This is a genomic window from Streptomyces barringtoniae (assembly GCF_020819595.1).
GTDB classification, from domain to species: Bacteria; Actinomycetota; Actinomycetes; order Streptomycetales; family Streptomycetaceae; genus Streptomyces; species Streptomyces barringtoniae.
On record NZ_JAJHNP010000006.1, the window covers coordinates 345,146 to 368,856 of the forward strand.

A 23,711-nucleotide genomic window follows, 5' to 3' on the forward strand; every position below is an offset into this window, starting at 1 on the left:
TTACCTCGGTAAGGGACAGACCGAGACGCGAGACCTGGGGAGCACCATGCGACGCATCGCCCGTCTGCTGGCCGGTACCGCGCTCGTCGTGGCGGCCGCGGCACCCGCCAGGGCCGGCACCGGCAGCCTGGACCTGTACCCCTCCAGCGTGGTGCCCGGCGCCCAGGTCTCGGCGAACACCGCCGCGTGCGGCGACAGGGGCTCGGCGGTCGGGGACGCGAGCGCGGTCGGCGCCGGCACCTTCACGCTGGCGCCCAGCTCGCACAACGGCGAGGCGATCGGGCAGTTCCAGGTCCCGGAGAGCGCGCAGCCGGGGACGTACGAGATCGTCGCCAAGTGTGCCGTGGGCAAGCGGCAGGTGACCGGCGACCTGGTGGTGGCCTTGAGCGCGGCGCACGAGCAGGTGCAGCCGCGAGGAAGCGTGAAGACGGGGGTCGGCGGCGGCGCACTCGGCACCGACCCCGTGAAAACCGCGGCGGGTGTGGCGGCGCTGGCCGTCGCCGCCGCGGGCGGTACCTGGCTCCTGCATCGCCGGGCGAGAGGCGACGGGATCTGACGGACACCCTCCGCTGTCCGTCGTCCGGTACCGCACATCCCGCCCCCTCCGGGTCCGATGCCCCTCGCGACCCGGAGGGGGAGGGGGCCAAGGGCGCCCCATCCCCGGCCATCCGGGGTCCGGCCCCCGGGCCTTCGGGGTCCGCCCCCGGGCACTCGGGGTCCACCCCGAGCGTTCGAGGTCCGGCCCCCGGGCACTCGAGGTCCGCCTCAGGGCGTTCGGGGTCCAGCCCCGGACATTCGGGGACCAGCCCCGGCGTTCGAGGCCCGGCCCCCGGGCACTCGAGGTCCGCCCCGGGCACTCGGGGCCTGCCCCGGGCGTTCGGGGTCCAGCCCCAGGGCCCTGGGGGTCCACCCCGGGGTCTTTCGGGTCCGCCCCCGGTATTCGGGGCCTGCCCCCGGGCATTCGGGGCCTGCCCCCGGGCATTCGGGGCCTGCCCCCGGGCATTCGGGGTCCGCCCCCGGCGTATTCGGGGCCTCCCCCCGGTCTTCGGGGTCCGGCCCCCGGGCATTCGGGGTCCACCCCCGGGAGAAGGGTTCGTATGCGCAGCAGAACCAACCGCGACAGGCTCGGCGACACCGCGATAGCCGCGGTCACCGTCGTGGCCCTCGGCTCCGGGGTGTGGCTGCTGGGCGGCAGCGCGGGGACGCACACGCCGCCACAGCCCGCCATGGCCGAGGGGCGCCCGGAACCGGGGCGCGAGCCGCTCGCGGCCCCCGCCCTCGCCCCCTCCATGCCCACCCGCATCCGCATCCCAGCGATCCGCGTGAACGCCCCGCTGACGGGCCTGGCCCTGACCCGCTCCGGCAGCCTGGCCGCACCCCCGGCCCAGAACAAGAACCTGGCCGGCTGGTACGAGGCCGGCACCGTACCCGGCGAGACAGGCACCGCGATCGTCGCCGGCCATGTCGACAACGCCGAGGGCCCCGCCGTCTTCTACGACCTGGGCGCGCTGAAACGCGGCGCCCGCATCGAGGTGGACCGCCGCGACGGCTCCGTGGCCGTGTTCACCGTCGACGCGGTGAAGGTGTACGCGGCGAACAACTTCCCCGACGAGAAGGTCTACGGCGCGGCGCCCCGCCCCGAACTCCGCGTGATCACCTGCGGCGGCGGCTATTCGAAGGCCACCGGCTACCAGGGCAACGTGGTGGTGTTCGCCCACCTGACCGGGAGCCGCTGACGACTCACGGCCTCACAGCCCGCCCCGGCGCCCGCACGGACCCCTCACACCCCCTGCACGGCCCCGCTGAGGGCAGCGTTCCTCACGGGAAACAGGCGTGATGCGGCCGGGTAACGTCGGGACCGCACGCTCAAGTGCATGACCTCGAATACGCGTGTGGTGGTGATCGGCGCCGGCCTCGCGGGCGCACGGCTCGCCCGGCGGCTCGGCGAGCTGGGCACGCCCGCGCTGCTCGTCGGCGAGGAGGAGCACCTGCCGTACAACCGGATGCTGCTCGCCGAGGTGCTGGCCGGACGGTACGCCCCCGAGGTGATCGGCCTGCCGGCGCCCGAGGGCCTGCTGCGCGCCCGGGTCACCCGTATCGACCGGGGGGCCCGGACCGTCGAGTGCGCCGACGGCGCCTCGATCGCATACGACACACTGGTGCTCGCCACCGGCTCCAACCCCGTGCTGCCGCCCCTGCGCGGTCTGTTCACCCCGGACCACCAACTCCCCGAGGGCGTCCACGCCTTCCGCACGATGGACGACTGCCTGGGGCTGGCCAAGGCGGTCCGGCCGGGTGTGCGCGCCGTCGTCATCGGGGGCGGGCTGCTCGGCGTGTCCGCCGCCCGCGCGCTCGCCGTGCGCGGCGCCCAGGTGGTCCTCGCCCAGCAGGCCGAGCGGATCATGGAACGCCAGCTCGACCCGGACGCCTCCCGGCTGGTGCTGCGGCACCTGACCGGCCTGGGCGTCGAGGTGCACACCGAGTGCCGGGTACGGGACGTGCGCTGCGTCGCGGGCGCCGTCCGCTCGGTGGAACTCTCCGACGGATACGCCCTCGACGCCGACCTCGTCGTCCTCGCCTGCGGGGTGCGCCCGCGCACCGGACTCGCCGAACAGGCCGGTCTCGCCGTGCACCACGGCATCCTCGTCGACGACGAACTGCGCACCTCCGACCCGCACATCCACGCCGTCGGCGACTGCGTCCAGCACGACGGCACGGTCTACGGCCTGGCCGCACCCGCCGTGGAACAGGCCGACGCCCTCGCCGAGCTGCTCGCGGGCAACCCCGGTGCCCGCTACTGCGGCACCCGTTCCCTGACCCGGCTGACCCTCACCGGCCCGGGCTCCCCCTTCGACCTGGCCGCGTTCGGCGAGACCGAGGCGCGCCCCGGCGACGACGTCGTACGCCTCGCCGACGCCACCCGCGGCACCTACCGCAAGGTCGTCGTCCGCGAGGACCGCCTGGTCGGCGGGGTCCTCGTCGGCGAACTCGGCACCGTCGGCGCGCTCGCCCGCGCCTGGGAGGGAGCAGAGCCGCTCCCCTCCGACGGCGGCCCCCTGCTCCACCTGCTCACCAATGACGGAGGCTCCTGATGACCACCGCCCCGGGGGCGACCCCCACGATCGTGCTCGTCGGCCACGGCATGGTCGGCCAGCGCTTCCTCGAAGCGCTGGCCGAGCGCGGCCTGACCGCCACGCACCGCGTGGTCGTGCTGTGCGAGGAGCCGCGTCCCGCGTACGACCGCGTCGCCCTCACCTCGTACTTCTCGGGCAGGACCGCCGAGGACCTCTCCATGACCGACATGGGGTTCATCGAGGACCACGGCATCGAGCTGTACGTCGGCGACCCGGCGGAGACGATCGACCGCGAGGCGAGGACGGTCACCGCCCGGTCCGGCCGGGTCTTCGCGTACGACACCCTCGTGCTGGCCACCGGGTCCTACCCGTTCGTGCCGCCGGTGCCGAACAAGGACGCCACCGGCTGTTTCGTCTACCGGACCATCGAGGACCTCCTCGCCATCGAGGAGTACGCGAGGACGAGGGCGACGACCGGCGCCGTGGTCGGCGGCGGCCTGCTCGGCCTGGAGGCGGCCGGTGCGCTGAAGGGACTCGGACTGGCCACCCACATCGTGGAGTTCGCGCCGCGTCTGATGCCGGTGCAGGTCGACGAGGGCGGTGGCGCGGCGCTGCTGCGGACCATCGCGGGCATGGGCCTGAGCGTGCACACGGGCGTGGGCACGCAGGAGATCGTCACGGACGCCTCCGGCACGGTCACCGGCATGAAGCTGTCCGACGGTTCCGAACTGCCCACCGACATGGTCGTGTTCAGCGCCGGGGTCCGCCCCCGCGACCAGCTGGCCCGGGACTGCGGCCTGACGGTCGGCGAGCGCGGCGGCATCACGGTGGACGAGCAGTGCCGTACCGTGACCGACCCGCACGTCTTCGCGATCGGCGAGTGCGCGCTGGCGGCGGACGGCCGGGTGTACGGCCTGGTGGCCCCCGGCTACGAGCAGGCGCAGACGGCCGCGGCGACGATCGCCTCCGACGAAGCCGCCTTCGTCGGCGCCGACCTGTCCACCAAGCTGAAGCTGCTCGGCGTGGACGTGGCGTCCTTCGGCGACGCCCACGGCACCACCGCGGACTGCCTGGACGTCGTCTACTCCGACTCCCGCGCCGGCCTGTACAAGAAGCTGGTCATCGGCCCGGACGGCACGCTGCTCGGCGGCATCCTGGTCGGCGACGCGGACGCGTACGGCACCCTGCGCGCCCTGACCGGCTCGGTGCCCCCCATCTCCCCCGAGTCGCTCGTCCTGCCCGCCGGAGCCGACTCGGGGGCCCAGCTCGGCCCGTCCGCGCTCCCGGACGAGGCGATCATCTGCTCCTGCCACAACGTCAGCAAGGGCGCCGTCCGGGGCGCGGTGACGGAGCACGAGTGCACCACCGTGCCCGAGGTGAAGAAGTGCACCAAGGCCGGTACCGGCTGCGGCAGTTGCGTCAAGGTGCTCGGCCAGCTCGTCAACGCCGAGCTGGAGGCGTCCGGCGTCGAGGTCGACAAGGGCCTGTGCGGCTGCTTCGCCCAGACCCGCGAGGAGCTGTACGAGATCGTCCTCGCGCTGCGCATCACGTCGTACCAGGAGCTGCTGGACCGCTACGGCCGCGAGGGCGCCCGGGGCGGCGACGGCTGCGAGACCTGCAAGCCGGCGGTCGGCTCGATCATCGCCTCCCTCGCCCCGGCGATCGGCGCGAGCGGCTATGTCCTGGACGGCGAGCAGGCGGCCCTGCAGGACACCAACGACCACTTCCTGGCCAACCTGCAGAAGAACGGCTCGTACTCGGTCGTGCCGCGCATCCCCGGCGGCGAGATCGCGCCCGAGAAGCTGATCGTGATCGGCGAGATCGCCCGGGACTTCGGCCTCTACACGAAGATCACCGGTGGTCAGCGCATCGACATGTTCGGCGCGCGGGTCGAGCAACTTCCGCTGATCTGGGCCCGGTTGGTGGACGCCGGCTTCGAGTCCGGGCACGCCTACGGCAAGGCGCTGCGCACGGTGAAGTCCTGCGTGGGCTCCACCTGGTGCCGCTACGGCGTGCAGGACTCCGTCAGGATGGCCATCGACCTGGAGCTGCGCTACCGGGGACTGCGCTCCCCGCACAAGCTGAAGTCGGCGGTCTCCGGCTGCCAGCGCGAGTGCGCCGAGGCCCAGTCGAAGGATTTCGGGGTGATCGCCACCGTGGGCGGCTGGAACCTGTACGTCGGCGGCAACGGCGGCGCCACCCCGCGCCACGCGGACCTGCTGGCCCAGGACCTGTCCGACGCCGAACTGGTCCGCCTGATCGACCGGTTCCTGATGTTCTACATCCGCACCGCCGACCGCCTGGAGCGCACCAGCGTGTGGCTGGAGCGGATCCCGGGCGGCCTGGACCACGTACGGGACGTGGTGGTGCACGACTCGCTCGGCATCTGCGACGACCTGGAGCAGCTGATGCGGGCGCATGTCTCCCACTACCGCGACGAGTGGGCGGAGACCATCAACGACCCCGAAAGGCTCGCCCGGTTCGTGTCCTTCGTGAACGCCCCGGACACCCCGGACCCGGTCGTCGCCTTCGTCCCCGAGCGCGACCAGATCAAGCCCGACCTGCCGCTGCTGAACATCGGCCTGCGGCCCGCCGACGACGTCCTGGAAGGAAGCGCCCGATGACCCTGGCTGTCGAGACCACCGACCTGAAGGTCCAGCTCCGGCTCGCCGACGACGACTGGTTCACGGCCTGCGACCTGAGCGCGCTCACCCCGGGCCGCGGGGTGGCCGCCCTGCTGCCGGACGGCCGCCAGGTGGCCCTCTTCCGGGACCGCGCCGACCGCCTGTACGCCGTCGACAACCGCGACCCCTTCACCGGCGCGGCCGTCCTCTCCCGCGGCCTGACCGGCACCCACCGGAACCGCCCCTTCGTCGCCTCGCCCCTGCTCAAGCAGCGCTTCGACCTGGTCAGCGGGGAGTGCCTGGACGACGAGGAGGTGCGGGTGGCCGCCTACGAGGTGCGGGCGGCCTGACCTCTGCCCCGGTTTGCTTGACCGATCGTTCCAGAAAAGCCTAGGCTGCGGCGCGTGGCCAGGACCAAGGAGTTCGATCCGGACGCCGCGCTGCAGTCAGCCCTGGAGCTGTTCTGGCGCCGCGGCTACGAGGCGACGTCGATGGCCGACCTGGTCGAGCGCCTCGGCATCGGCAGGGCGAGCCTGTACGCGACCTTCGGCAACAAGCACGAGCTGTACCTCAAGGCGCTGGAGCGCTACGAGGAGTCGGGGCTCGGCCGGATCGTGCGGGAGCTGTCCCGGCCGGGCGCCGCCCTGCCGGCCGTGCGGGCGGTCGTACGGCGGTACGCGGCGGAGGCGGCCGACGAGCGGCTGCGGCTGAACGGCTGCCTGATCACCAACACGGCCGCCGAACTGGCCCCGCACGACCCGGCCGCCGCCCGGCGCGTCGAGCGCAACTGGGACCACCTGGAGACGCTGCTGCACTCCACTCTGGTCCGCGCCCAGAACCAGGGCGAACTGCCGGCCGACCGCGATCCGCTCGCCCTGGCCCGCACGCTGCTGGTGCTGATGCAGGGCCTGCGGGTCGTCGGCAAGGCGTCGGCGGACCCGGCCCGGGTACGGGACGCGGCGGAGCAGGCGCTGGCGCTGCTCGACTGACGAACGCCCTCCGTCCGGAGGGCGTTTTTCATGCCCCCATACTGAACCGATCGTTCAAGTAAAGGAGATCCCCATGGCTCGCTTCACCGGCCGGACGGCCCTCGTCACCGGCGCCGGGTCCGGCATCGGCCGGGCCGTCGCCCGCGCCTTCGCCGCCGAAGGGGCCCAGGTGGTCGTCGCCGGCCGGCGGCCCGATCCCCTGGCGGAGACCGTCCGGCTGATCGAGGAGCAGGGCGGCAAGGCCCTCGCGGTGAGCGCCGACGTCTCTCGCGCCGAGGACGCGGAGGCGTTGGTCCGGGCCGCGGTCGAGGCCTTCGGCTCGCTCGACGTGGCGGTCAACAACGCGGGTGTCTTCCGCGGCGGGCAGCCGATCACGGACCTCCCGGAGGAGGAGTGGCACACCCAGCTCGCGACCAACGTCACCGGCGTCTTCCTGGCCCTCCGGGCGCAGATCCGCCGGATGCGCACCCAGCCGGCGGGCGGCGCGATCGTGACCGTCTCCTCCACCTTCGGCCTGCACACCTCCTCCCCCGGAGCCGCCGCCTACTCCGCGACCAAGGCCGCCGTGACCGCACTCAGCCGGGGCGCCGCACTGGACCACATCCGGGACGGCGTCCGGATCAACGTGGTCAGCCCCGGCGCCACCGAGACCTCCATGTCCCTGCGTTCCGGCGAGACCGAGGCGGACCGGGCCGAACGTGCGCGGGCCACCCTCCCGCTCGGCCGCGTCGCCACCACCCGGGAGGTCGCCGCCGCCGTCCTCTACCTGGCCTCGGACGACGCGGCCTCGGTCGTCGGCACCGATCTGGTGGTGGACAGCGGCGCCACGCTGTGAACGCTCGGGGTCAGTCGATCCCCGAGCGCTCCGCCCCCGCCACGATCCACCGCTGGAAGCACAGGAACACCAGCAGCAGGGGCAGGACCGACACGACGGCCGCGACGAACAGTTCGTGCAGCCGGATCACCTGGGACGTGGTGAACGACGACAGTGCCACCTGCACCGTCCAGGCGTTCCGGTCCTGCCCGATGACCAGCGGCCACAGGAAGGAGTTCCAGGCACCGAGGAACACGATGGTCCCGACGGCGGCGAACACCGGCCGCGCGTTCGGCACGACGACCAGCCAGTACGTGCGCCAGTACCCGAGCCCGTCGACCTGCGCCGCGTCCTCCAGTTCCCTGGGAAAGCCGAGGAAGTACTGCCGGAACACGAAGCAGGCGAAGGCGGAGAACAAGGTCGGCACGATCAGCCCCCGGAGCGTGGAGATCCAGCCCAGCGTCGACACCAGCACGAAGCTGGGCACGAAGGTGACGGCGGCCGGTACCAGCAGGGTGCCGAGGATGCCGTAGAGGACCTTGTTCGCGTGCCGGTAGGGGATGCGGGCGAGGCCGTAACCGGCCAGGGACGCCAGGAGCAGGGTGCCCAGCGTGGTCGCGACGGCGATCAGCGCGGAGTTCAGCAGCGAGCGGGCGAACGGTACGGACGGGTCCTCGAACAGCTCCCGGACGTTCCCCCACCTCAACTCGCCCGGGAAGAAGGTCCATTCGGGCGAGGTGATGTCCCGCTCCCCGGACAGGCCGTTGCGCACCAGCAGATAGAAGGGGATCAGGAACAGCAGGGCCAGCACCACGAGCAGCACCACCCGCAGCGCCCGCCCCACCCGAACCAGGGCGTCATCCATCGGCGTCCGTCCTTCCCAGCCGCAGCCACCGCGCCTGCCCCACCGTGACGACCGCGATGACCAGCGCGAGGATCACCGCACCCGCGCTGCCCAGCCCGAGGTTCTGCCCCTGCCCGAGGGCGGTGTAGTAGAGGTAGACCAGCGGCGGCCGGGCGTACGGCGGATAACCCCGCGCGTCCGACAGCAGGTTGTAGAACTCGTCGAAGGCCTGGAAGGCGTTGACGACGAGCAGCAGCACCACCCCGACCGAGGTGGCCCGCAGCTGCGGCAGGGTGATGTGGCGCAGCACCGTCCAGCCCGGCCGGGCTCCGTCCACGGCGGCCGCCTCGTACAGCACCGGGTCGATCCGCTGCAGCCCGGCCAGGAAGAGAACCATGTAGAAACCGGCCTGCAGCCACAGCCGTACGGTCACGATGACCAGCCAGTACCAGGGCGGATCGGTGCCGGCCAGCCAGGCGACGGGGCCTTGGCCGATCCACCCGAGGACGGTGTTGGCGAGCCCGAACCGCACCCCGTTGAAGACCGACATCTTCCACACCAGCGCGGCGACGACGTAACTGCACGCGGCCGGGAGGAAGAAGACCGAGCGGAAGAACGCGCGGGCGCGTCTCAGGCGGTTGACCATCAGGGCGAGGGAGAGGGAAAGAAGGTACGTGACCGGCACGATGAAGGCGGTGAAGACGAGAAAGGTCCGCAGGCTGCCGACGAACGCGTCGTCCTGCAGCATCGCCGTGTAGTTGTCCAGCCCGACGAAGTGCGTGGGCGTGACGGTGTTGTGCGCGTCGAAGAAGCTCAGGCCCACGCTCCACAGCAGCGGAACGTAGGTGAACAGCGCGAGCCCGAGCGCGAACGGCCCGACGAACACCCAGAACCAGAGTGCCCTGCGCCGCCTCACGACGCCTTCTTCACCTTCTTCGTGCTCTTCACGCGGTCGAGCTCGGCGCCGGCCTTCCGTACGACGGCCCGCAGTTCGCCCTCCGGACTCGCCCCGCCGCTGATGATCCGGCTGAGCGCGTCCTGGTAGGCGGTCTGGGCGGCCGGGGTCCACAGCAGCGGCTGGGCGTAGCCGTGGTCGGTGGTGTAGCGCACGGCATCGGCGGCGGCCCCCGACCGCAACTGGGCGGCCTTCCTGGCCAGGGAGATCCGGGCCGGGATGTGAAAGCCGTACGACAGCGCGAAGTCCTCCTGGTAGTCGGTGCGTTGCACCCACAGCCAGCGCACGAACTCCTTGGCGGCCTCCTTGTGCCTGCTGCGGCCGCTGACGGCGGCGCCGTAGGCTCCGACGGGGACACAGGGCCGGCCGTCGCCGCCGTCCCCGGGAAAGGGCAGGACTCCGAAGTCGTCCCCCAGCTCCTTCCGGATCTGCGGCAGCGCCCACAACCCCGACCACTGCATCGCGGTCAGCCCCTGGGTGAAGGCGGACGGGTCGGACCAGTCGGCGGGCGCGCCGAGGAGGAGGGACTTGTCGGCGTACAGCCGGTGCAGCTTGCCGAGGGTACGGGCGGCGGCGGGATCGTCGAAGCCGACCTTGCCGTCCTCGGTGACGAGCCGCAGCCCGGCGGCATACAGGGGCGTGCCGCCGAGCACACCGGCTCCCCCGTCGTTCCCCAGGAACAGGCCCTTGACCTTGCTGCTGGTGAGCTTCCCCGCCGCGTCCACGAGGGCGTCGAGCGTGTCCGGCGGCTCGACCCCGGCGTCCCGCAGCAGGCTCTTCCGGTAGTAGAGCATCTGCATGTCGACGACCTGCGGAATGCCCCAGACCCGGCCGTCGTACGTCTTGGGCGCGAGCACGGCCGGGTTGAAGTCGTCCTCGACGTCCTTGACGAGCTCGGTGAGGTCGACGACCTGACCGCCCTGGATCTGATCCAGCGTCGGCCCGTTGACCTCGAAGACGTCCGGTCCGGAGTCGGTGAGCAGGGCGGCGGCGGTCTGCTGGTCGTAGTTCCCCGGCCGCCACTGCACCCTGACGCGGGCCTTGCGGTAGGCGCCGGCATACCGCTCCACGGCCTGCTCGGTCCCGGCCTCACCGTACTGGTGGTACCACTGCGACAGCTGCGTCCCGTGGGCGTCGCCGCCCCCACGCCCGGTGTTGGACCCGCAGCCGGCGAGTAATCCGGCGCCTGCCGCCCCGGCCCCCGCGACCAGCACTCCCCTACGGCTCATCGTCATCGTCGGTGCCCCCTGACGTCGGTTCTCTTCGTCATCGATGCACGGCCCAACGATCAACCATGCGGGTGGATTACGAAAGGGTCATTGCGGCCGTGTGTCAGGAGGGAGCGGCGGGCACCCGGAAGGAACGTCCCGGACGGGACGCCGTACGGAACACCGGGCGGGACGCCGGGCAGGATGCACAACTTTTCCGTCCCGCGGTGCATCCAACACAGTGACTGACCTTCATCCACCCATTCGCCCGATGGAGGCGGATCTGTCATGATCCAGATTCCGTACCCCCTGAGACTCCTCCGGACACTCCCGAGGCGCGGCCCGGCCGCCGCACTGACCGCCGCCCTCCTGGGCCTCACGGCCGCGGGGGCCGCGTGGAGCGCGACCCCGGCGGCGGCACGGGCCTCGACCACGGTCCGGACCTGTGCCGTGAGCGACCTGTACCTCGCCATGGGCAGCAAGGAAGGCGCGGCGGGGTCGCTGTACTGGCCGCTCCGGTTCACCAACACCGGCGCGACCAGTTGCGCCCTGCGCGGCTACCCGGGCGTCAGCGTGCTGGACACCGCCCACCACCAGATCGGCCCGGCCGCCACCCACAGCGGCCGCTCGTACGGCACGGTCACGCTCGCCCCCGCCCACACGGCCTCGGCGGTCGTCCGCACCACCAACGGCCCGATCGGCGGCCCCTGCCTGCGCACCGGCACCTACCTGCGGGTCTACGCCCCGGCCTCCCGCACGGCGACCCTGGTCCCGGCCCCCTGGACGACCTGCTCCGGCCTCTTCCAGGTCGGGCCGGTGAACGTCCAGGGCGCGTTCTGAGAGGGGGCGGGGCGCCTTCCGAAAGGGGCCAGCAGTGCCGAAGGGGCGGCACCCACACCGGGTACCGCCCCACCTGCTCGCCGTGTCGGATCACGCAAGGCGTTGACCTGCATGACCACGATTCGCCGCGAAGTCGAGTGGCACGGGAGGCAGCGGCGGGCCAAGATCTCCTGAAGCGGTGATCACGTGTCGGGTGTGGTGGGCACGGGACGGGGAGCCTCAAGGCGTAGCACGAGTGCACGTAGGGCCCGGAGTTCGGCGTCCAGGGCCTGTGCACCCTCACGGGTGAGGGTTACCCACGTTCGGGGGCGCCGACCGGCGTAACCCTTCTCCACGATGATCATTCCGGACTCCTCCAGCACCTTCAGGTGCCGGGAGAGATTTCCGTCGGTGACGGCCAATTGCTTCTTCAGGAAGCTGAACTCGACCCGGTCGGCTTCGCGGGCAACGGTGAGGACGCCGAGCCGCACGCGCTGGTGGACGGTGTCGTCCAGCGCCTGGGTGGGATGCAGTTCCTCTTGGTCGTCCTGCGTAGCGGTCGAGTCTTCGACGCTCATGAGAGGACCGTACCCGCAACTGCCACACCGGGCGCGCCCCGGCGGCGCACCGCTGTCCACTCGCACAGACCGGCGAGGAGCAGGACGGCAGCGAGCAGAAGGGCCTTGACCTGCGGTCCGTCGGCCCAGCCAGGGTGGGCGGGGTGCTGCCAGGGAAGCCATCCACTGCCCCAGGAGGCTCCCAGGTACCCCGTGAGCAGCAGGGCGTGAGCGGTGCCGGCCGCCGCGGCGATCCAACTGCGTTCCGCAATGCCGAGGGCGAGGAGTCCGATGCCGACCAGGTACCACGGGGAGGCGTAGCTGTTCTCCAGCAGCACAGCCTCCCACGGCTGGTCCTTGCCGAACAGCAACGCCACCAGAGCTGTCGTGATCACAGTGGTGGCTGCGGCGGTCACGCGGACCCACATGCCGCGCCGGGGGACGACGCCCCGCGCCTCGCCACGCAGGCGGTACCAGCGGGCGAAGACGAACCATGCAAGCGGGAGGAGCGCGAACCACACGCCCCATGCGGCGAAGCGCAGGACGGCTCCGTCGAACTCTCCCTTCAGACAGGGGGTTCCCGGTTCGTGGACGACGCACAGGCCGGTCAGCTCGGCGTAGGCAAAGGCCGGATAGGACCCGATGTCGCGCCCGTGGGCTCCGAAGTTGAAGGCGTACCGGGCTACCGGAACGGCCGCCAGGGCAAGGAGCCCGAAGCCAAGGAGGGGAGTCCATGCCCCGTTGGTCAGCGTGCGGGTCCTCGCCCGGAGGCCTTCCGTGGCAGCCAACAAGGCGGCCGCGGCCGCCTTCGACTCCGATTCCGCGCTGCTCGGTGCGGATGTTCCCATCTGTCCCCCTGTGGCCGGCGCTTTGGCAGCGCTCCTGAGCGGACCGCCAGAAGGCCGCCCGCTGGAGACTAACTTTGCGATGCAAAGTACATGGCAGTCAAGAGTGGAATGTCCACTGACAACAACCAGAGGGAGGGCCCTTCCCCGAGGGGCAACCCAGGCGGCAGCTGACAGGCGACCGGGGCCGGGAGACAGGAGCACCGTGGCGTGAGTTCACAGGCCGGAAGTACTTCTCTTCCGAAGCGCCACTTCGTGAGCATCACCGCCGGCGTGTGCGTGGGGCGGATGCCGGAACGCAGGTCCTCGGCCACCGGTCTGATCCCCTGTGCGAGTGGGCGCAGACAGCCGGCTCCCGGTCGCACCCACGCAGCGCCCTGCAGGTGGTCCGGTGATGCGCAGAGAGGCGGCACCCCCGCACAGGGTGCCGCCGTCTCTTCGTGCGCCGGAGCCGCCGCCGATCGGTGAGGGTCGGGGACCGGTGGCGGCTCCGGGGTTTGTGGGCCTAGCGGTGGTCGCTGCCCTCCGACTGGGTTGCCGCGCGGCCTGCCTCGAGGCGGGCCACCGGGATGCGGAAGGGGGAGCAGGAGACGTAGTCCAGGCCGACCTCGTGGAAGAAGTGGACGGACTCGGGGTCGCCGCCGTGCTCGCCGCAGACGCCCAGCTTGAGGTCGGGGCGGGTACGCCGGCCCGCCTCCGCCGCCGACTTCACCAGGGAGCCGACGCCGTCCTTGTCGATCGTCTCGAACGGGCTGACGCCGAAGATGCCCTTCTCCAGGTACGCCGTGAAGAAGGAGGCCTCGACGTCGTCACGGCTGAAGCCCCACACCGTCTGCGTCAGGTCGTTCGTGCCGAAGGAGAAGAACTCCGCCGCCTCGGCGATCTGGCCCGCCGTGAGGGCGGCTCGGGGAAGTTCGATCATCGTGCCGATCGCCAGCTTCAGCTGCGTACCCGTCGCCGCCTCGACCTCCGCGATGACCTTGTCGGCCTCCTCGCGGACGATCTCCAGCTCCTGCACCGTGCCGACGAGCGGGATCATGATCTCCGCGCGCGGGTCGCCCTTCGCCGACTTGCGGGACGCGGCCGCCTCGGCGATCGCGCGGACCTGCATGGTGAACAGGCCCGGGATGACGAGGCCCAGGCGCACGCCGCGCAGGCCCAGCATCGGGTTCTGCTCGTGCAGGCGGTGCACCGCCTGGAGCAGGCGGAGCTCGTTCTCGTGCGGCTCCTGGCGGGACTCGGCCAGGGCCACGCGGACCGACAACTCGGTGATGTCGGGGAGGAACTCGTGCAGCGGCGGGTCCAGGAGACGGATCGTCACGGGGAGGCCGTCCATCGCCTCGAAGAGCTCGACGAAGTCCTTCTTCTGGAGGGGGAGCAGCTCCGTCAGGGCCGCCTCGCGCTCGCTCTCGGTGTCCGCGAGGATCAGCTTCTCGACCATCTCGCGGCGCTCGCCGAGGAACATGTGCTCCGTGCGGCACAGACCGATGCCCTGGGCGCCGAAGCGACGGGCGCGCAGCGCGTCCTCGGCGTTGTCGGCGTTGGCGCGCACGCGCAGGCGGCGCTTGCGGTCGGCGAACGCCATCATGCGGTGGACCGCCTCGACCAGCTCGTCCGCGTCGTCCGCACCCGGGTGCATCCGGCCCTCGAAGTACTCCACCACGGGGGACGGGACCACCGGGACCTCACCCAGGTAGACCTTGCCCGACGAGCCGTCGATGGAGATCACGTCGCCTTCCTCGACGACGTGGCCGCCGGGGACCGTCATCCTGCGGCGCTTGGTGTCGACCTCCAGCTCCTCCGCGCCGCACACACAGGTCTTGCCCATGCCCCGGGCGACCACGGCCGCGTGGGACGTCTTGCCGCCGCGCGACGTCAGGATGCCCTCGGCCGCGATCATGCCGTCCAGGTCGTCCGGGTTCGTCTCGCGGCGGACCAGGATGACCTTCTCGCCCGAGCGGGACCACTTGACGGCCGTGTAGGAGTCGAAGACCGCCCGGCCCACGGCGGCGCCAGGAGATGCGGCGATGCCGCGCGCCACCTTGTCGACCTTCGCCTGCTCGTCGAAGCGCGGGAACATCAGCTGGGCCAGCTGGGCGCCGGTGACGCGCTGCAGCGCCTCCGTCTCGTCGATCAGGCCCTGGTCGACCAGCTGGGTCGCGATGCGGAAGGCGGCGCCCGCGGTGCGCTTGCCCACGCGGGTCTGGAGCATCCACAGCTGACCGCGCTCGATCGTGAACTCGATGTCGCACAGGTCCTTGTAGTGGTTCTCCAGCGTCTCCATGATCTGCATGAGCTGGTCGTACGACTTCTTGTCGATCGACTCCAGCTCGGCGAGCGGGACCGTGTTGCGGATGCCGGCGACGACGTCCTCGCCCTGGGCGTTCTGCAGGTAGTCGCCGTAGACGCCCTGGTGGCCGGAGGCGGGGTCACGGGTGAAGGCGACGCCCGTGCCGGAGTCGGGGCCCAGGTTGCCGAAGACCATCGAGCAGACGTTGACGGCCGTGCCGAGGTCGTGCGGGATGCGCTCCTGGCGGCGGTACAGCTTGGCCCGGTCGCCGTTCCACGAGTCGAAGACCGCCTTGATGGCGAGGTCCATCTGCTCGCGCGGGTCCTGCGGGAAGTCCCGGCCGGCCTCCGCCTTGACGATCTTCTTGAACTTGGTGACCAGCTTCTTCAGGTCGGCGGCCTCCAGGTCGGTGTCGACCGTGACCTTCTTGGCCTCCTTGGCCGCCTCGAGGGCCTCCTCGAAGAGGTCGCCGTCGACGCCGAGGACGGTCTTGCCGAACATCTGGATCAGGCGGCGGTAGGAGTCCCAGGCGAACCGGTCGTCGCCGGCCTGCTTGGCCAGGCCCTGCACCGACTTGTCGGAGAGGCCGATGTTGAGGACCGTGTCCATCATGCCGGGCATGGAGAACTTGGCGCCGGAGCGGACGGACACGAGGAGGGGGTTGTCGGGCTGGCCGAGCTTCTTGCCCATGCGGGACTCGAGGGCGTCGAGGTGCGCACTCACCTCGTCACGCAGTGCCGCGGGCTCCTCGCCGCTCTCCAGGTAGACCTTGCAGGCCTCGGTGGTGATGGTGAAGCCGGGAGGGACCGGCAGGCCGAGGTTGGTCATCTCGGCGAGGTTGGCACCCTTGCCGCCGAGGAGGTCCTTGAGGTCCTTGTTGCCCTCGGTGAAGTCGTAAACGAACTTCACTACGTGGGGTTCTGTGTTTTCCGACACGGGTCTCGACTCCTTGAGGCCACGGTGGCTGCCCTGACGGCGAGGAACATACCCAGATCGAAGGCGCATGGGTACGTCTACTTGTGCGTCATGAGCCCGTAACCACCCGTCCGCCAGCGGATCGAAAGTCAAGGCTTGGCAAGCCAGCACCGGCAAATGCCTTCACTTCTTGAACACATACACCTCCGGAGAGCGGGTTTTTCGCTCACATGAGCGGGTATCCCGCACGTCTGATTTCGGTCCGTGAACGATCAAAGGGTGGCACCCAGTGCCACCCTTTGGAGAAGTGCAGTCGCTCATGATCCGCTCATCTGAGCGCAACCCTTATCAAGGGTGGCGAGAATCACGCTGCCACAGCCCGCCGGATTTCACCATGCGGACCGCTTCCCGGTACCCGGAAACACCCACGTCACACGCCCAGGTCAGACGCCCAGCGCCCGCAGTCGCTCCTCGGCCCGCTCCGGCGCGTAGAGGTGTTCCACGACCAGCGCTCCCGCTCCTATGAGCGCGGCCCGCTCCCCCAGCCGGGAGGTCACGACCTCGAGGTGGGCCGTGGAGCGCGGCAGCGCCCGCTGGTAGAGGAGTTCCCGGACGCCGGTGAGGAAGGGGGTCCCGGCCAGATCGCCCGCGATCATCAGCACCCCGGGGTTCAACAGGGTCACCACCGTCGCCAGTACGTCGCCGACCCGCCGCCCGGCCTCCCGGGCCAGCGCCGCCGCCTGGGGATGCCCGGCGGCCAGCAGATCCCGCACGTCCGCGCCGGAGGCGGCAGGCACCCCGCTCTCGGCCAGCCGCCGGGCCACGGCGCCCCCGCTCGCGACGGCCGCGAGACAGCCGTGCGAACCGCAGCGGCACAGCGCGTCCGCGCCGACCCGGATGTGCCCGATGTCGCCGGCGCCGCCGTCGATCCCCCGGTAGATCGAGCCGTCCACGACCACCCCGGCGCCGATGCCCGTGGACACCTTGACCAGTACGAAGGCCGCGCAGTCGGGGTGTCCGGCGCGCTGTTCGCCGTACGCCATGAGGTTGGCATCGTTGTCCACGAGGACCGGGACCGCTCCCACGCCGGTGTGCTCGGTGAAGGCGCGGGAGAGGCGGCCCGTTGTGTCGTAGCCGTCCCAGCCCGGCATCATCGGCGGCTGCACCACGCGGCCGGTCCCGGGGTCCACCGGGCCGGGCACGGCGACACCGATGCCGCAGACCTCCGCCGTCCGGCGCCCGGTCTTCTCCAGCAACTCGCCGAACCAGCGGGCCAGTTCGGGCAGTACGGCCTCCGGGCCGTCGCCGATCACGAGCGTTCCCGAGTGCTCCGCGAGGATCTCGCCGGTCAGCGACAGGACGGCCGCGCGGGCGTGCCGGGTGTCCAGGTCGGCGGCGAGGACGACGGCGTGGGAGTCGTCGAACTCCAGGGTGATGGAGGGGCGTCCGCCGAGCGGCGAGCCGACCGGGCCGCCCGCGCCCTCGCGCAGCCAGCCGGCGCGGAAGAGGCGCTCCAGGCGCTGGCCGACGGTCGCGCGGGACAGTCCGGTCGCCTGCTGGAGCGCACCACGTGTCACCGCCCGTCCGCTGCGGACGAGTTCGAGCAGTTCTCCGGCGCCCGCCGGACTGCCGGCCTTCCCGATTCTTCCCGGATGTTCGGTCATGCGCACCCCCTTGTGTTTCCCAAGCCTGCATTACATATTGAGTTTTGCGTGTTAAATAGACGTAACTCTACGACGGTCAACGCCAAACCCGGTCGGACCGACCGGGCGTCTTCGTCTTCGGGGAGCCCCGAGTGGATCGCAGCAGCACGCAGCTCACCGTCCGTCCCGCGGAGCCCGCGGCGTACGAGACGGCGTGCGATCCGCCGGCCCCGGGCACGTCGCTGCGGGGCAGAGCGGCCGAGGTGCTCGACGCGAACTGGACGGGCGCCTCGACGGTCCCCTCCCGGAGCCTGTATCCGCACCAGTGGTCCTGGGACTCGGCGTTCATCGCGATCGGTCTGCGGCACGTGTCGCCACTGCGGGCCCAGACCGAGCTGGAGACACTGCTGGCCGCGCAGTGGACCGACGGGCGTGTCCCGCACATCGTCTTCAACCCCTCCGTACCCCTCGACGCCTACTTCCCCAGCCCCGACTTCTGGCGCTCCTCCACCGCCGGTCGCGCGGCGGGCGCCCCGCGCACCGTACAGACGTCGGGGATCGTGCAGCCACCGGTACACGCGCTCGCGGCCTGGCTGGTGCACCGCGCCGACCCCGCACTGTCGCGCGCCCGCGGCTTCCTGGCCCGGATGTACCCGCGGCTGGCCGCCTGGCACCGCTATCTGCTGCACCGCCGGGACCTGGGCGGCGCGGGGCTGGTGTCCGTGGTCCACCCCTGGGAGCAGGGTATGGACAACAGCCCCTGCTGGGACGTCCCGCTCGCCCGGATCACCCCCGCGCCGACCCGCTCCTTCCGCCGCGCCGACCTCGCCCACGGGGCGCCCGAGGACCGGCCGACGGATCTGGACTACGGACGGTACGTACGGCTGGCCGCCGACTACCGGGACGCCGGGTACAGGGACGGGACGGTCGGGAGGAACGGCGGCGGCGGATTCGCCGTGGAGGACCCGGCGTTCAACGCCCTGCTCATCGCCTCCGAACACGCGCTGGCCCGGATTGCCGAGGAGCTGGGCGCGCCCGGCACCGCCCGGCACGCACGCGCCGAACGGCTGACCCAGGTACTGGTCGAGCGGCTCTGGGACCCGGCATCGGGGATGTTCCTGTGCCGGGACCTGCACGCCGACGAACCGATCCGCACCCGGGACACCACCGCCCGAACCCCAGCACCGGCCCCGACCGACCGGCCCCCGGCACCGGGCGCCTCCGGGCGAACCATGGCACCGGGCCCGCCCGACCCGACCTCGGCACCGGCCCCACCCGACGGGACCCCAGCACCGGCCCCGACCGACCGGCCCCCGGCACCGGGCGCCTCCGGGCGAATCCCCGCGCCGGACGCCTCCAGCCCGGTCCACCACCGAGGCACCCCCGGCCAGATCCGCGAACCTCACCCCTCCAGCCCGGCCAACGAGCCGGTCCCCGCCCGCCAAAGCCCCGCACCGCGCGATACCGGGCGAACCCCCGCGCCGGACGCCTCCAGCCCGGTCCTGCAACCGATCCCCGCCGGCCAGAGCCCCACGCCGGGTGTGTCCAGCCCCGCCCACGACCAAGGCACCGCCACTGCGGCAGCCCCCTGCGGACCGCCCCACGAACAGGGCGCCACCGGCCCGACCGACGGACAGCGCATCTCTGGCCCGGACCACCAACAGGGCGGCCCCGGCCCGGCCCCCGCGCAGGGCGCCCCCGGCGCAGCTCACCAACAAGGCGCTCCCGCCCCGGTTCGCCGGCAGGAGCGTTCCGGGTTGATCCGGGAGCGGAGTGTGTCCGGGCTGGTGCCGCTTGTGTTGCCCGGGCTGCCCCGGCACGTCGTCGCCGCGCTCGTGCGCACGATGTGCGGGCCGCACTTCGGGCTCGGTGGGCAAAGCCGGCTCGTGCCCAGTTACGACCTGCTCGGCGAGGCCTTCGATCCGCACCGGTACTGGCGCGGCCCGGCCTGGTTCAACATCGGCTGGCTGCTGGAGCGGGGGCTGCGGGTGCACGGCGAGCGGGAGCGGGCCGACGCGCTGCGCGCGGCCGTGCTGCAGCTCGCCGAAGCCACCGGTTTCGCGGAGTACGTCGACCCCCGCACCGGCGAGGCCTGCGGCGCGACCGGCTTCGGCTGGACCGCCGCCCTCGCCCTGGACCTGCACCACGAGCTGCACAAAGACCTTCTCAAGGGCGCCCGCGAGGGCGTGTCCGAGGCGGCCACCGACACGTTCGACAGAAGTGACGAAGGAGGGGACCGGCGATGACGGACCGGCATCATCTGCTCGTGCACGGGGCGACGTTCGCCGCCGTGGGCGACCGGGGCGACATCAGCGGGGTCAGGGGCAGCGGCTCCCCGGACGGTTTGTTCGTACGGGACGCCCGGCACCTCAGCCGCTGGCAGCTCACCGTCGACGGCGCCGTGCCCGAGGTGCTCACCCCGGTCACCGACGGTGACGCGACCCGCTGTGTGCTGGTCCCGCGCGGCGGCCGGCAGGAGCCTCCGGCGCACACCCTCTTCCGCCAACAGGCCGTCGGCGACAGTTCGTTCGTCGAATCGCTGCGGGTGACCAGCAACCGCCCGGTGCCGACCACCGTCCGGCTCGCCATCACCGCCGACGCCGACTTCACCGACCAGTTCGAACTCCGCTCCGACCACCGCACCTACGCCAAGCCCGGCGCCGTACGCTCCCGCGAGGTCCTCGACGACGGCATCGAGTTCACCTACCGGCGCGCCGAGTGGCAGTCCCGTACGACCATCACCGCCGACCCGGTCCCCGACGCCGTGGAGGAGACCGGCACGGGCGCCCGCCGTCTGGTGTGGACCCTGGACCTGGCGCCGCACGGCACGACCGAGCTGGTGCTCCGGGTGATGGCCCGCCCGCACGGCGAGAAGCGTGCCCTGCGCGTGCCCCGCGACCCGGCGTCCGTGCGCGAACAACTCCGCGCGCTGGAAGCGGATTTCGTGGAGGGCGTGGCCTTCCCGACCGGCTGGCCGGAACTGGCGGCGGCCTGCGCGCGGGGCCTCGCCGACCTGGCCGCGCTCCAGGTGCCGGCGCGCGGGCCCGACGGCGAGGAAGCGCGCGTCCCGGCCGGCGGCGCCCCCTGGTTCCTCACCCTCCTCGCCCGGGACGCCCTGCTCACCTCCCTGTTCGCGCTGCCGTACCGCCCGGAGCTGGCCGCCGCCACGCTGCCCGCACTCGCCGCGACCCAGGCCACCGGCAGCGGCCCGTCCCCGCTCGCCCAGCCCGGCAAGATCGTGCACGAGGTACGGCACGGCGAGCTGGCCCACTTCGGGCAGGTGCCGTTCGGGCGGTACTACGGCTCGGTCGACGCGACCCCGCTGTTCCTGATCCTGCTCGGCGCGTACGTCGAGCAGACCGGGGACACCGGCCCGGCCCGGCGCCTGGAACCGCACGCACGTGCCGCCGTCGGCTGGATGCTGGACCACGGCGGCCTGACCTCGCGCGGCTACCTCGTCTACCGCGCCGACGAGGGCGGCCTCGCCAACCAGAACTGGAAGGACTCCCCCGGCGCGATCTGCTGTGCCGACGGCACCCGGCCCACCGGCGCGGTGATGGCGGCGGGCGCGCAGGGCTACGCGTACGACGCGCTGCGCCGCACGGCATGGCTGGCGCGGACGGCGTGGGGCGACGAGACGTACGCCGCCCTGCTGGAACAGGCCGCCGCCGACCTGCGGGACCGGTTCCAGCGGGACTTCTGGATGCGGGATCAGTCCTTCCCGGCGCTCGCGCTGGACGGCGAGGGCCGCCAGGTCGACGCGCTCGCGTCCGACGCCGGGCATCTGCTGTGGTCCGGGCTGCTGGACAAGGAGTACGGCGAGGTGGTGGGCCGGCGGCTGCTGGAGCCGGACTTCTTCTCCGGGTGGGGTGTGCGGACGCTGGCCTCCGGGCAGTCGGCGTACCATCCGCTGTCCTATCACCGGGGTTCCGTGTGGCCGCACGACAACGCGCTGATCACGTTGGGTCTTGCGCGGTACGGGCTGCATGACGAGGCGCGTGCGGTGGCGCATGCGCTGGTGGACGCGGCGACCGTCGCCGGGCACCGGCTGCCGGAGGTCCTGGCCGGGTACGGGAGGGACACGCATCCGGAGCCGGTGCCGTATCCGCATGCCTGTGTGCGGGAGTCCAGGTCGGCCGCGGTGCCGCTCGCACTGTTGACAGCGGTCGGGGGTGCATAGGGGCCCGTCGCCGTTGTCTTCGGGGCGCTGTATTTGCCCGGTGTTTGCTCAGTGCCCCTGAACAGGGGTCGGCCGATGACCGTACGGGACGGCAGATCGGGTCTCGTACGGAAGGACGCCGGGTTGTCCCAGGACATGAGCACGCGCGAATCAGCCGCAGCAGAAGCCGAAGCGGCCGAGCCGGAGGAGTCGCCGGAGCCCATACCCGGCCCGCAGCCCTCACGGCGGCCGTGGACCGGCTGGCTGCGGCGTCCCCGGACCGCTTGGTCCGCGTGGGCGGGAAGGTGGCGGGCGGAGCATCCGGCCGGCGCTCGGGCGCTGTCCGTCACCGTCACCGTGCTCGCCGCCGCGATCGTCGTCGCCGCACTGGTGATGCCGAACTCCGTGGTGCGGCTGGGGCCTTCCAAGTTCCTGCGGATACCGGCGGAGGCCGTGATCGGCGCGGCGGTGATGATCGCGCTGCCGCGCCGGCCGCGCGTGGTGCTGGCCGCCGTGTCCGGGGTCGCGCTGGCCGCGATGACCGTGGTGAACATGCTCGACATGGGCTTCAACCAGTACCTGGGCCGGCCCTTCAACGTGGTCCTCGACTGGAGCCTGTTCGGCGACGCGGAGTCGTACCTGGAGGACTCCCTCGGCCGCACGGAGACCCTCGTGGCCGTGGCCGGGGTGATCGCCGCCGTCCTGCTCCTCTTCGTGCTGCTGGCGCTGTCCATGGTCCGGCTGAGCAATCTGCTCGCCCGGCACACCGGCATCGCGACCCGGGGCACGCTGGTCGCCGGGGTCGCCTGGATCACCTGCTCCTCCCTGGGCCTGCAGATGTCCGGCGTGCCGCTCGCCTCCGACAACACCGCCACCGCGCTGAAGAACCAGGTCCACATGATCTCGGCCACGCTCAAGGACGAGGCGGAGTTCCGGAAGGTCGCCAAGGTGGACGCGTTCGGGAACACCCCGGGCAGCCAGCTGGTCCCGGACCTGCGCGGCAAGGACATGATCTTCACGTTCATCGAGAGCTACGGCCGCAGCGCGGTCGAGGACCCGATCATGGCGCCCGGCGTGGACGCGACGCTCGACGCCCGTACCAAGGCGCTGGCCAAGGCCGGTTTCCACGCCAAGAGCGGCTGGCTGACCTCGGCGACCTACGGCGGCAGCAGCTGGCTCGGCCACTCCACCACCATGTCGGGCCTGTGGATCAGCAACCAGCAGCGGTACCGCACGGTCATGGCCAGCGACCACCTCAGCCTGACCGAGGCGTTCAGGAAGACCGGCGCGTTCGACACGGTCGGCGTGATGCCGGGCGTGCAGAAGGCGTGGCCGGAGCAGAAGTGGTACGGCCTCGACAAGGTCTACAACGCCTTCGAACTCGGCTACAAGGGCCCGAAGTTCAGCTGGTCGACCATGCCCGACCAGTACGCGCTGCAGCAGTACCAGGACCGGGTGCACAGCAAGAAGCCCGCCGACGGCAAGGCGCGGATGTCGCTGCTGATCCTCACCTCCAGCCATCAGCCGTGGGCGCCGATCCCGAGGATGGTCGGCTGGGACCAGCTGGGCGACGGCTCGGTCTTCAAGGGGATCCAGGCGGCGGGAAACAACCCGGCCGACGTCATCGCCGACACCACCAAGTCCCGCCAGGAGTACGGCAAGACGATCCAGTACTCGGTGACGGCGCTGACCGAGTGGCTTGAGCGCTACGGCAGCAAGGACACCGTGCTGGTCTTCCTCGGCGACCACCAGCCCATCGCCCGGGTCAGCGGCAACCACGCCAGCCGTGACGTGCCGGTCTCGATCGTCGCCAAGGACCCGAAGGTGCTGGACAAGATCGCCGGCTGGGGCTGGACGGACGGCCTGCGTCCCGCGCACAACGCCCCGGTGTGGAAGATGAGCGCGTTCCGCGACCGCTTCCTGGCGGCGTACGGTTCGACGCCGCATCCGAAGAAGGGCTGACGAGACCCTGGAG

Annotated in this window: 18 protein-coding genes; 11 read left to right on the top strand and 7 right to left on the bottom strand. The window is 71.8% G+C overall.

Annotated features, from left to right (window positions below; genetic code table 11):
* Positions 1-46 precede the first annotated feature (46 nt).
* The 7 genes from LMU33_RS13180 (at position 47) to LMU33_RS13210 (ending at position 7,522) form a co-directional block, all read left to right on the top strand.
* A complete protein-coding gene (locus tag LMU33_RS13180; protein WP_228620272.1) occupies positions 47-556 on the top strand; it encodes a GVDTG sorting domain-containing protein in 510 nt (169 codons plus the stop codon).
* Between the two features lie 541 nt (positions 557-1,097).
* On the top strand, positions 1,098-1,736 hold the full coding sequence (locus tag LMU33_RS13185; RefSeq protein ID WP_228620274.1) for a class F sortase: 639 nt from the start codon (positions 1,098-1,100) through the stop codon (positions 1,734-1,736).
* A gap of 138 nt (positions 1,737-1,874) precedes the next feature.
* Complete coding sequence (locus LMU33_RS13190) at positions 1,875-3,092, top strand: NAD(P)/FAD-dependent oxidoreductase (RefSeq protein WP_228620276.1); 1,218 nt, start codon at positions 1,875-1,877, stop codon at positions 3,090-3,092.
* Positions 3,092-5,698 carry a nitrite reductase large subunit NirB gene (gene nirB / locus LMU33_RS13195; protein WP_228620278.1) on the top strand — a complete coding sequence of 869 codons (2,607 nt, stop codon included), beginning with the start codon at positions 3,092-3,094 and terminating at the stop codon, positions 5,696-5,698. The genes LMU33_RS13190 and nirB overlap by 1 nt, the downstream gene beginning before the upstream one ends.
* Positions 5,695-6,048 carry a nitrite reductase small subunit NirD gene (gene nirD, locus LMU33_RS13200; RefSeq protein WP_228620279.1) on the top strand — a complete coding sequence of 118 codons (354 nt, stop codon included), beginning with the start codon at positions 5,695-5,697 and terminating at the stop codon, positions 6,046-6,048. Before nirB ends, nirD begins: the two co-directional genes overlap by 4 nt.
* A 54-nt stretch (positions 6,049-6,102) precedes the next feature.
* A complete protein-coding gene (locus tag LMU33_RS13205) occupies positions 6,103-6,687 on the top strand; it encodes a TetR/AcrR family transcriptional regulator (RefSeq protein ID WP_228620281.1) in 585 nt (194 codons plus the stop codon).
* A 73-nt stretch (positions 6,688-6,760) separates the two neighbouring features.
* Entirely contained in the window at positions 6,761-7,522 is a 762-nt protein-coding gene (locus LMU33_RS13210) for an SDR family NAD(P)-dependent oxidoreductase (RefSeq protein ID WP_228620283.1), read from the top strand.
* 10 nt (positions 7,523-7,532) lie between these two features.
* Here the strand turns inward: LMU33_RS13210 and LMU33_RS13215 are convergent, their stop codons facing one another.
* The 3 genes from LMU33_RS13215 to LMU33_RS13225 are packed head-to-tail and all read right to left on the bottom strand — an operon-like array spanning position 7,533 to position 10,535.
* On the bottom strand, positions 7,533-8,366 hold the full coding sequence (locus LMU33_RS13215; protein ID WP_228620285.1) for a carbohydrate ABC transporter permease: 834 nt from the start codon (positions 8,364-8,366) through the stop codon (positions 7,533-7,535).
* Entirely contained in the window at positions 8,359-9,261 is a 903-nt protein-coding gene (locus LMU33_RS13220; RefSeq protein ID WP_228620287.1) for a carbohydrate ABC transporter permease, read from the bottom strand. Before LMU33_RS13220 ends, LMU33_RS13215 begins: the two co-directional genes overlap by 8 nt.
* Entirely contained in the window at positions 9,258-10,535 is a 1,278-nt protein-coding gene (locus tag LMU33_RS13225; protein WP_228620289.1) for an ABC transporter substrate-binding protein, read from the bottom strand. Before LMU33_RS13225 ends, LMU33_RS13220 begins: the two co-directional genes overlap by 4 nt.
* A 261-nt stretch (positions 10,536-10,796) precedes the next feature.
* Here LMU33_RS13225 and LMU33_RS13230 point away from each other — a divergent pair, with 261 nt between their 5' ends.
* Positions 10,797-11,348, top strand: a complete 552-nt coding sequence (locus LMU33_RS13230) for a DUF4232 domain-containing protein (RefSeq protein ID WP_228620291.1) — start codon at positions 10,797-10,799, stop codon at positions 11,346-11,348.
* A gap of 182 nt (positions 11,349-11,530) precedes the next feature.
* On the opposite strand, the gene LMU33_RS13235 is transcribed toward LMU33_RS13230, so the two are convergent.
* From LMU33_RS13235 to LMU33_RS13250, 4 genes are all read right to left on the bottom strand, one after another.
* Positions 11,531-11,905 carry a winged helix-turn-helix domain-containing protein gene (locus tag LMU33_RS13235; protein WP_228620293.1) on the bottom strand — a complete coding sequence of 125 codons (375 nt, stop codon included), beginning with the start codon at positions 11,903-11,905 and terminating at the stop codon, positions 11,531-11,533.
* A complete protein-coding gene (locus LMU33_RS13240; RefSeq protein WP_228620295.1) occupies positions 11,902-12,732 on the bottom strand; it encodes a hypothetical protein in 831 nt (276 codons plus the stop codon). Before LMU33_RS13240 ends, LMU33_RS13235 begins: the two co-directional genes overlap by 4 nt.
* A gap of 502 nt (positions 12,733-13,234) precedes the next feature.
* Positions 13,235-15,928 (bottom strand): pyruvate, phosphate dikinase, encoded by a 2,694-nt coding sequence (ppdK, locus tag LMU33_RS13245; protein ID WP_372477945.1) that lies wholly within the window; start codon positions 15,926-15,928, stop codon positions 13,235-13,237.
* 449 nt (positions 15,929-16,377) lie between these two features.
* Positions 16,378-17,598, bottom strand: a complete 1,221-nt coding sequence (locus tag LMU33_RS13250; protein ID WP_228620298.1) for an ROK family protein — start codon at positions 17,596-17,598, stop codon at positions 16,378-16,380.
* A gap of 131 nt (positions 17,599-17,729) precedes the next feature.
* Here LMU33_RS13250 and LMU33_RS13255 point away from each other — a divergent pair, with 131 nt between their 5' ends.
* The 3 genes from LMU33_RS13255 (at position 17,730) to LMU33_RS13265 (ending at position 23,698) form a co-directional block, all read left to right on the top strand.
* On the top strand, positions 17,730-19,823 hold the full coding sequence (locus LMU33_RS13255; RefSeq protein ID WP_228620300.1) for an MGH1-like glycoside hydrolase domain-containing protein: 2,094 nt from the start codon (positions 17,730-17,732) through the stop codon (positions 19,821-19,823).
* Positions 19,820-21,757: an amylo-alpha-1,6-glucosidase gene (locus tag LMU33_RS13260; RefSeq protein ID WP_228620302.1), complete on the top strand. Its 1,938-nt coding sequence runs from the start codon at positions 19,820-19,822 to the stop codon at positions 21,755-21,757. The genes LMU33_RS13255 and LMU33_RS13260 overlap by 4 nt, the downstream gene beginning before the upstream one ends.
* Positions 21,758-21,832: 75 nt before the next feature.
* Positions 21,833-23,698, top strand: coding sequence for an alkaline phosphatase family protein (locus LMU33_RS13265; protein ID WP_372477946.1), 1,866 nt, complete (start codon positions 21,833-21,835; stop codon positions 23,696-23,698).
* Positions 23,699-23,711 lie beyond the last annotated feature (13 nt).